Source organism: Priestia sp. P5_B4, from assembly GCF_056400385.1.
In genome coordinates, this window is record NZ_JBFULJ010000873.1 from 1 (window position 1) to 1,613 (window position 1,613).

Below are 1,613 nucleotides of genomic sequence, written 5' to 3' on the forward strand. Positions count from 1 at the left end.
GTTATAGAGATAGCAGGCACCTTCTCCTCGATAGCCACTTCTAGCAAGTCTTTATAATTTCCATCATGCCTTGCAATCGCAAAGTTTACTCCAAATGGCTTATCGGTCATGGTACGTACTTTACGAATTTCTTCTCGAAGCTTTTCTGGAGTTCCTAGAGTCGCAGCTGTAATTTGCCCAAGTCCACCAGCATTGGAGACAGCTGAAGCTAATTCAGCATAAGCTAAATAGGCTAATCCTCCTTGAACGATCGGATATTGAATTCCGAAAATTTCAGTTATTCTTGTTTTCATAAGTTCTTCCTCTCCTTTGTTAAATGATAGCTTGTTTTAATCATTTCATCTATTTCTTTTTCTGGTACGGTACCGTCTAAAATGATAGAATTCCAATGTTTTTTATTAAGATGATAGGCAGGTACTATAGAATCGTAACTTTGACGTAAATGACGATTTATCTCTGGTTCACCCTTTAAGTTTATCCAAATGTGGTCGTCTCTCTCAAAAATCCATGCAAACACTTTCTGATTTTCCTTATGTCTAATGGTAGTCCAGTTCTTATCCCGAAACGGTTGATCTTCAAATACATTTCTATATTTCATGCAGTAATTAATAGCTTCCTGCCTAGAGTTCATGACTTTTCCTCCTTTCTCTAGGTAAGACAAACACTTTCTACCTAAGGAAAGGTTTGTTAGATAAGACTGATTATTTTAATTTAAGTATTATTTTTCCTTTTGCTCTTCCCGCTTCTGAATACTCCAATGCTTTTTGGGCATCTTCAAAAATAAAAATTTTATCAACTGTAGGCTTAATCACTTCTGACTCTAACATTTCTGTGAAAATTTTCAACTGCTCTCCACTATGCTTCATAAAGAGAAACGTGTATTGCACATTATGTTTTTTTTCTAGCTTCGTAAGTTTATAACTTGCAATTGAAAATAAGGTTTTTTTTAATGAGCTAAATCCGTTTTCTTTAGCAAAGCGTGCATTCGGGATTCCAGATATAGAAACAATCTTTCCTCCTTTTTTTAATGTTACAAATGACCTCTCTAACGTCGCTCCCCCAATGGTATCAAGAACTGCGTCGTAGTCACGAATCGAATGCTCGAACTTTTCTGTCTTGTAATTAATAACTTCGTCAGCGCCAAGAGATTTTACTAAATCACTACCATCACTAGCTGTAGTTGCGACAAAAGCCCCCATATGTTTTGCAAGTTGGATAGCAAATGTTCCTACTCCCCCTGCTCCTGCATGTATTAATATTTTATGTCCTTTTTCAATTCGCAGAATATCATGTAAAGCTTGGTAGGATGTCAATCCGACTAGAGGGATTGAGGCGGCTTCTTCAAAATTTAAATTTTTAGGTTTTAATGCAATATCTTCTTGGTTAACAGAGATATATTCAGTAAAAGTTCCCATTTTATTTGCTCTAGGTCGACCATATACCTCATCACCGACTTTAAACTTCGTGACACTAGTACCTACTTCAACAATTTTTCCAGAAAAATCGTTTCCTAAAATTAACGGCATCTTGTATTTCAATAATAATTTTAATTCTCCTTTTCGAATTTTTGTATCAAGAGGATTTATACTTGCCGCATATATCTCAACTAAGAC

Annotated in this window: 3 protein-coding genes; all 3 read right to left on the reverse strand. The window is 35.6% G+C overall.

Features of this window, described 5'->3' with window-relative positions; genetic code table 11:
- Positions 1 to 293: NAD(P)H-dependent flavin oxidoreductase (locus AC1DRF_RS26935; RefSeq protein WP_477742183.1), on the reverse strand; the 293-nt coding region annotated here is incomplete at its 3' end.
- Positions 290 to 631, reverse strand: coding sequence for an MmcQ/YjbR family DNA-binding protein (locus AC1DRF_RS26940; protein WP_269871422.1), 342 nt, complete (start codon positions 629 to 631; stop codon positions 290 to 292). The genes AC1DRF_RS26935 and AC1DRF_RS26940, both read right to left, overlap by 4 nt.
- A 70-nt stretch (positions 632 to 701) precedes the next feature.
- The coding region (locus AC1DRF_RS26945; RefSeq protein ID WP_477742184.1) for an NADP-dependent oxidoreductase at positions 702 to 1,613 on the reverse strand (912 nt) is incomplete at its 5' end.

Coding starts and splice junctions, on each gene's coding strand:
- AC1DRF_RS26940 (WP_269871422.1), bottom strand. CDS start 631: ATGAACTCTAGGCAGGAAGCTATTAATTACTGCATGAAATATAGAAAT.